General features: G+C 39.9%; 5 protein-coding genes. All 5 read right to left on the bottom strand.

The window, feature by feature from the left end; genetic code table 11:
• Positions 1-933: 933 nt before the first annotated feature.
• The 5 genes from DW173_RS18545 to DW173_RS18525 all read right to left on the bottom strand — a co-directional run bounded on the left by DW173_RS18545 (position 934) and on the right by DW173_RS18525 (position 7,776).
• Entirely contained in the window at positions 934-1,641 is a 708-nt protein-coding gene (locus DW173_RS18545; protein ID WP_074704559.1) for a ComF family protein, read from the bottom strand.
• A 43-nt stretch (positions 1,642-1,684) separates the two neighbouring features.
• Entirely contained in the window at positions 1,685-2,488 is an 804-nt protein-coding gene (locus DW173_RS18540) for an inositol monophosphatase family protein (RefSeq protein WP_004323829.1), read from the bottom strand.
• Positions 2,489-2,604: 116 nt separating this feature from the next.
• Positions 2,605-3,744: an aldose epimerase family protein gene (locus DW173_RS18535; RefSeq protein WP_120144974.1), complete on the bottom strand. Its 1,140-nt coding sequence runs from the start codon at positions 3,742-3,744 to the stop codon at positions 2,605-2,607.
• 29 nt (positions 3,745-3,773) lie between these two features.
• Positions 3,774-4,295, bottom strand: a complete 522-nt coding sequence (locus DW173_RS18530) for an RNA polymerase sigma-70 factor (protein WP_120144976.1) — start codon at positions 4,293-4,295, stop codon at positions 3,774-3,776.
• A gap of 226 nt (positions 4,296-4,521) precedes the next feature.
• The gene (locus DW173_RS18525; RefSeq protein ID WP_120144973.1) at positions 4,522-7,776 is read right to left on the bottom strand and encodes a DUF5107 domain-containing protein; all 3,255 of its coding nucleotides are present in this window, start codon (positions 7,774-7,776) and stop codon (positions 4,522-4,524) included.

Raw genomic sequence — 7,776 nt, 5'->3', positions numbered from 1 at the left:
TGCATGAAGGGAATTGACTAAACTTAATCCCCCAAGAATTACAACTGAGCCTGTTTTTTCGGATCATAACGGAATCCTGGGATGGATGGATCAGTTCGAAAACTTGGGAGATTTGATTCAGGGCAATCACATTCTTAAAATAGATTCATTCCTGATAAGAAAGGAATGAAACAGATTCTTTTATAAATGCCATATTTTAGTTCTAATGTAAATATTATCACAGTAATAGATACAATAGAAATAAATGGTGTTGCCAAAAAAATGTCAATAAAACTCCTATGTATTTCTGATAGATAGCGCTGCTCTGTAAAGTGCTGTTATCCAGGCGGTTACTATTCAATAGATTCCTTTAAAACCAACGACCCGTTTCTCACCGAGAAACAACCTTTTCGACACCGAGAAACGAATCGACTGATAAAGTCCTAAACTTAAATTGAGAAAATTGTTCGTCTCTTTTATTTTTGACACTTCTATCGTAGGAATGTATATGTTGAAATATATTTCAATGATAATCTTATCATGTCTAAAATATAATGATATGGAATAAATTTATAACCGTACCGGTTTGGAATCAATTACCACTAATGATTTTATTAGTTATTTTTAAGCAATCGTTTACCTATTAATAGTTATTTCATTGCCTAAGGAGTTTTCGTTTGACAATTGTTAAGCGATAGTTCAACATCTGTCAAGCGTTCGTTCAACAGTTGTCAAACGATAATTCGTTAGGCAATTGAAAAAATAATATAAGCAAGAGAAAGAGATAAAAGCTGCATATTGACGAGTTATTGTCAGCGATAGTATTTTTGGTTATTTCCGTACCGAAACAAGCTAAATGCTAATTTAGAGTTCACCACGGATTACACAGATACACACAGATTATTTTCATTTTCGTTGAATACCCATAGTGAATTAGGGTACTGATATACATACTTATTCCACCATTGCCAACGTCAATATACTAATCCGTATTTCCTCCACATCTACCAGACAGGAAGCACATGCCAGAGTGGTAGAACCGGTAGTCAACACATCGTCAACTATCAGTATGTGTTTTCCTGCAAGTGTTTCGGGATACTGAAGTTCAAAGATACCTTCCACATTATCCCGACGTTCAAACACAGATTTACGCGTTTGCGTTTCCGTATTTTTCTTACGTAATATTGATTCTGTATCGATGGGGATTCCTGTTACAGCAGCAATACCACGAGCAATCCACTCACTCTGATTATAACCACGGATTTGCTGTTTTTTCTTATGAAGCGGTATGGGGATTATCACATCAATTCCCTGAAAAAAATTGGAAGACAAAAGTTCGGCAGCCATATACCGCCCCATAATTGCACCTATTTCCTTTTGTCCACCATATTTCAACCGATGAAGAATCAACCGGAAGTCGCTTCCTTTCTCATAAAAGAAAAAAGAAGTAGCCCGTTCCAAAGGGATTTGTCCCCAGAAGAGCCGTTCTACCGGATTATCTTTTCGAAGATGATAATTAGTACGGGGTAGATTAATATTACATACTGTACAGATACATTCTTCACCCTTTGCTAACGGCCGGCCACAAACAACGCAGCAACGGGGAAATAGCAAAGATAAGAAAGAACTAAGCCAGTCTTTGATAAGAAGTGTGTGTTTCATAATAATAGAGATTTAAAGTTGCAATAGCACCTACATATTGCAACTACATATTCAATGGAGGGACTTCTGACAGGAGTTTCTGAAAGACAGGATGAAGATTTCCATTCGTTGCAATAATATGATGTCCTTCTATGAAATGATCCTCACCATAAAAGTCAGTCACCTTTCCTCCCGCTTCCTGAACAATCAGTGCCGCTGCAGAATAATCCCATTTTCCGAGAAATGCTTCCATCCATGCATCAAAACGCCCAATAGCTACATAACAGATTGCGGCAGCAGCCGAGCCATTCATGCGAATGCCTCCCACTACCCCATAAAGCTGATCGATCAGATGAAGAGCCGTTTGTTTATATTGCAGATGATTATAAGGTAATTCTGTAATGACAAATGCATCTTTGATGTCCTCAACGTTCGACACATGAATTTCTTCGCCATTCATAAACGCTTTTCCGCCTTTCCAAGCATAAAAACATTCATCCCGGCAAACCTCATAAACGACACCTAAAAGAAGTTCGGTACGGCTACGTAAAGCGATGGACACACAATAAGGAGCCTCATCATGAATATAATTCGTGGTTCCATCCAAGGGGTCAATTACCCAACAGTAGGGTTCATCCTGATAAGTGGCAGAGCCTTCTTCTGTTATGAATCCCGCTTCAGGCAGTAAAGCAGTAAGGGCTTTCACCACACGCACTTCAGATTCTTTATCCACATAAGACACATAATCGTGTGCATGTTTTTCCACCACACGTTCACGACGGAAGTTCTTTCGTTCTTCTTTCAAAAAATATCCAACTTCTGTAGCAATCCGGCATACATCAGCTGTAAGTTGTTTTAAATCTAACATTCTATCTTTCATAATTTAGGCAATCCGCAAATCAATGCCAAAATTATTACTTTTTTTGATAGAAATAAGAGTTTTCCCGGAAAAAGATAAGTAATTCCAGGGTATACTCTATTGAATTACTTTTGCACAGTAAATCTATATTCCGTAACGGAATAATATTTCTCATGAGGACGCAACACACAGGATGGAAATTCAGGATGATGTGGCGTGTCCGGATGGTGGATGGTTTCCAATATCAGACCACCATATTTCTGTTGTGGGCCACCTTTAGCCACAATCTTTTCTGAAAGCCCGATACCAGTATAGATCAACAAGCCGGGCTCTGTAGTGTAAGTTTCTAATTGACGGCCACTTTGAGGTTCCGTGACAGTTGCAGCATAACGCAAATCTCCGTTATAATCACGAAGTATCCAGTTAGCCGAATAACCACCCATAAGTTTTATGTGCTCATTAGGAGAGGTGACACGTTCTGCAAAGCTATGAGGAGTGCGAAAATCTAAAGGTCCTCCCACTACTGATTCAACCGAAAACGGCACATACCACGGAGTATTTACCGTAACTGAATCCGCATTAATTTGTACGATATGATTTAAAACCGAACCTCCGTCATAACCCTGAAGGTTAAAATAGCAATGTTGCGACATATTAACGATAGTCGGCTGATCGGTAACTGCCTCATATTCTATACGCCAAGTATTGTCCGGAGTCCAGTAATAAGTGACTTTACAGTCCAAATTACCAGGATATCCCTCCTCTCCGTCAGGACTGCAACGAGTAAAAACAATGCCAAGCGTATCAGAACTATTGACCGGCATCGCTTTCCACATGACACGATCAAATCCCTTCACACCGCCGTGCAAATGCCCGGGATGTCCGTTTGGAGATTCATTGCACGAAAGTTGATACCAAACAGAATCAATCATAAAATTCCCGCCGGCAATACGGTTAGCATAACGTCCTAATAAAGCCCCGAAAAACCGCTCGGCTCCAGTCTCATAATCCTTTAGGTTTTCATATCCAAGCACTACATCTGCCATTTTTCCTTCCCGGTCCGGCACCATAATATTCGTCACACGACACCCATAGTCAATGACCTTGAATTGAGCCCCCGAAGCATTGGTCAGGGTATATTGAGTAACGGTATCACCATCTTGAGTAATACCATAAAACGCTGTTTTCATTCCAGGAATAACTTCACATTCCGCACAAGCAGTAACAAACACAGCTAAATACAAAAAAGCAAAAAATCTATTCATCTGACATTCAATAGTAAAGAATAAATATTTTATCTAATAAACAGCCACAAAAATGCAAATGCAGAAGAAGATAAGAGCTCTCTTATTCGTTTGAGCGCAATGCTTATTTGTGTCTCTACTGTTTTTACAGAAATCCCGAGACGTTCGGCAATCTGCCTATAAGAAAGTCCCTCCTTCCGGCTCAAGGAAAATATCTCCCTACATCTCTCCGGAAGCTGTTCAATTGCCCGATTCACCACTTTTGTCAAGGCATCAATGTCAAAACAATCTTTATATTTCCTTTCTTCCAGTTGCTGGTTAAACCAATTCTCTAACAACTGATGCCTGTTTTCCTCATCACGAAGATAGTTTAATACCCGATTTTTGGCAGCCCGGAAAAGATAGGTTTTGATATAGGTTATTTCAATACAATCTTTATTCTCCCATAGTTTGAGAAACACCTCCTGAATAACATCTTCTATGACTGCTACATCATGCGTATAGAAGTTGAGAAAACAACAAAGTTGTTCATAGTATGTATCGTAATAATTTCGAAAGGCTTGAATATCCATCGTTCCCGGAATTGTGTTTATCAGTCTCACAAATCTACAAAAAATATTTTTCTTTCGGAATACATTTTCGTAAAGAGAACCATACCCTCAAAACACTTTCTAATACTAAAACCGAAATCACATTAATTGCACTAAACAAAGATGCTGATAATGAAGCGGATCATACAGATTCTTTCTAAATATAAATCTGTATGAATCCGCGTCTAAATGAGCTTTACAAGATCGTTCAGAATTGTCTTTCTGCAAAAATATTCAGAGCATAAGGATCACTCACTGCTGCTTGCTCAATATATTTCTGTGCCAGCTTCGTATCACCAGTGTAACGATAGGCCAAAGCTAGTAAATAGCTATAATAAGCACTCCTTTGCTGTACGGCACGATCGCAGAAACTTATAAAGAAAGGAGTAGTGGCAAAATAACCCGCATCAATAGTCTTCATACCTTCTTTCCAATCTTGCAGTTTATAATTGATGAGCATATCCCCCTTGAAAGGCATACCCGTTTCACGATAACAAAGTGCCTGATAAAATGGCAATTCCGGTAAGTTCATATTACTAAAATAATCTACCTCAATACCCGTTATAAAATCAAAATTCTCATTGGCCTTGTCTTCCTGCCCCAAAGATTTCAAACAGATTGCTTCATAATATTTAAATGGAACCAATCTAACGATATTCCACAAACCTGCTCCCAGATTTTGAGGTAAAGTTTGCGCAGCCTTAAAACAATCAGTCGCTTCTTGCATCTTATTTTCTTTCATTAATCTACGCCCTTTCAGGAAATAAGCAAACATATACTGTTCTGCAACTGCATGCTCCCCACCTTCAGCTGGGACAAAGTTACGCCCCCTAAGAAGTTCTATTGCCTTATCCTCCTGTCCTGCCATATTATAAGCTCGTGCCCATTCAAGCATAATATCATCGCGGCTAATTGCAGACTTATGATTATTCAAGAAAGAAATACGTTCAATAGGAGCAACTCCTAACTTACCCATTACATAGACCGTTTCAAAAATCAACTGTTCGTCATTCGGCTTCAGAGATAATGCCTGCTTCAATAAAGGTAACACCTCATTTTTACGATCCATGTGTGAATAGTAAGCGATAGCCAGATTTCGTGCAGCACGATAATCAGTACTGGACAAGCCTTCCCAAAGAGCGACTGCCTTCTCATAATGTCCTTTAGCGTAAAGAGCACATCCCAACAGCAACTGCGCCTTCCGACTTCCCTGTTTTGCCCAATGAGACAAACTGTTCATTTCAATTCGCCGGCTTGGGAAAGCAATCCCTTCCGTTGCCGAATCATTCGGAGAACCGCCTTTTATATCTGCATATATGGCAGACAGACTAAAAATCAGAGGTTCGTGTGTTTGCAACATCTCTATCAGGGAAACAGCCTCTTTCTGCAGATTAGCGACAAGCAAAGTTTCTATAAGATCGAGACATACCTGATTCTTATCCGTCCGTATCTTTTCCATAAAATCCCGGGTACTAACTTTACCGGTCAGCACACCGAAGTAACGTGCCAAATGATTAAGTTTATCATTCGCTTCTACAGACAGATATTGACGTTCCGATGCTTTTTTATCTCCCTGCAAATAAGAAGCATATATCATCAACGCATTGGCTACAGCATTATCTTTATGATAAGTAATGGCAGTAGCAAGATGCTGAACAGCCTTGTCATACTCCAGTTTACGTATATCAAGCATAGCCGCATAAGTCATGGCGGAAGAAACATAAGCACTGCTCCATGCCGCTTTCCGGAAATAATCATAGGATTTCTCCTGCTCATCGAGCGCTAAATAGACATGCCCTAACAAATAGTACAGTTTCCCATTTTCAAGACGCGTATTGAACCGTGTCAACACTTTTTCCGCCCTCAAAAGATATTCCAAAGCCTCACTATAAAAAGCATTGCGTAACTTTGCTTCTCCTAAAGCGATCAATGCAGGAGCAAAATTCGGATCACGTTCAAGAGCTTCTTTATAATAGCTCTCTCCTTTAGTGGCAGGATCTCGGTATTGATCCACATGCAAACCTTCAAGATACAACAAATGCGGACTTTCAACCTTTTTGATATTCGGCATATCCTGTGTTGTATGAGGAATATTAAAAGTATCGTGTTTCTTCACTGTATAAGACATTAGAACAGTTCCGTCATTAGCAGTGACATCTATTGAATACCCTAACTTCATTCTTACATCCGCAGGCAACGAATATTCTTCTCTCGCCTTGATCGTCGCATTTCCCGAAAACAGAACCCGATCATCACCTTTGACCGCAATCTTCACATTACGAGTCTTATTCAGTTGCACTTTAATCGTATCCTTGACGTATATAGCTCCTGTCGTGTTCGCAAAATCCGGAACCCCGATTTCTCCGATCGGGAACCAATATTGCGAGAAGGTTTTAGTCTCCATCGGTTCAAGCCATGTAAAATCCGGCTGATTGTCAGAATAACTGCCTGCCATTAACTCACAATAGGCTCCATCTGTATCTGTGAGAGCATTTTCCCAAGACTGGGACAACTGATTGTAAGCCCATGTAAACATCTTCTTACCGGGTGATACGTGATGATCTCCGATGTGTACAACCCCGCATTTCCTGCCCGTATCATAACCGCCAAAGAAATCATACTGTGATGCCGCACTAAAATAAGAGGTAGGCTGAATCGTATTCTTATGCTTGCTTATATCAACTGCACCGTCATAACGAATACCGTTAAATATTCCTGCCGCATTTGTTGCAACCGGATAAGTAGTAACCGAACGTTTGTAATGGAAAAACACATGGCTTACATCGTGCGGAAAGAATATCTCATAATTCTTATTCGAAGGTACCGCCACATTCTCCCACCATAAAAACGAATGTCTTAACGGGGTGATATTCGACAATTTGACTCTCGTTTCAAAGATAGACTCACCGGGGTTAAGCACAATGCCAACCATACCTTTCATCCGGTCTGTCGGATCATGTTCCGAAACCCAAACGATCACTCCACCGCCCGGCAGTTTTTCTATTTCATAATCAGTGGGCATAAAAGACGAAGCCCGATGATGAAAAGGCCAGTTAAACTCCAGTCCACCGGAAATCCACGAGCCCAAAGCACCGATAAGAGCAGGTTTTATGACATGGTTCTTATAGAAAAAATCATATCCATTCGTTTTATCTTTGGCAGCATATATCTTACCTCCAATTTCCGGCAATATTTGTAGTTCCAAATATTCATTCTCTAATTTGATAAGCGTATATTCTTTATCCACTTTTTGTTCCCGATTCACTTTCAGAACGATTTTATTAGGATAAGGATTGCCACTCGAACGCTGGTGTACCCTGTTTTCGGCAAACATCGGCAATTCTTCACGTTCCGGTTCTGTGTATGTCGGAATACTGACTTTGCTTACAGACACCTTGACCGATTGCGCTTTTGCGCTTGTAGTAAGAAACAAAATCAGAAACAAAATATTGAAATATTTCAT

The sequence above is a fragment of the Bacteroides sp. AM16-13 genome, assembly GCF_003602705.1.
Lineage (GTDB): Bacteria > Bacteroidota > Bacteroidia > Bacteroidales > Bacteroidaceae > Bacteroides > Bacteroides xylanisolvens.
The sequence above is the reverse complement of the archived record's forward strand: the minus strand, read 5'-3'. Positions and strand labels throughout refer to the sequence as shown.

Excerpts from the sequence above, each read along its gene's own strand:
- DW173_RS18545 (WP_074704559.1), bottom strand. The coding sequence starts at position 1,641 with ATGAAACACACACTTCTTATCAAAGACTGGCTTAGTTCTTTCTTATCT.
- DW173_RS18540 (WP_004323829.1), bottom strand. The coding sequence starts at position 2,488 with ATGTTAGATTTAAAACAACTTACAGCTGATGTATGCCGGATTGCTACA.
- DW173_RS18535 (WP_120144974.1), bottom strand. The coding sequence starts at position 3,744 with ATGAATAGATTTTTTGCTTTTTTGTATTTAGCTGTGTTTGTTACTGCT.
- DW173_RS18530 (WP_120144976.1), bottom strand. The coding sequence starts at position 4,295 with ATGGATATTCAAGCCTTTCGAAATTATTACGATACATACTATGAACAA.
- DW173_RS18525 (WP_120144973.1), bottom strand. The coding sequence starts at position 7,776 with ATGAAATATTTCAATATTTTGTTTCTGATTTTGTTTCTTACTACAAGC.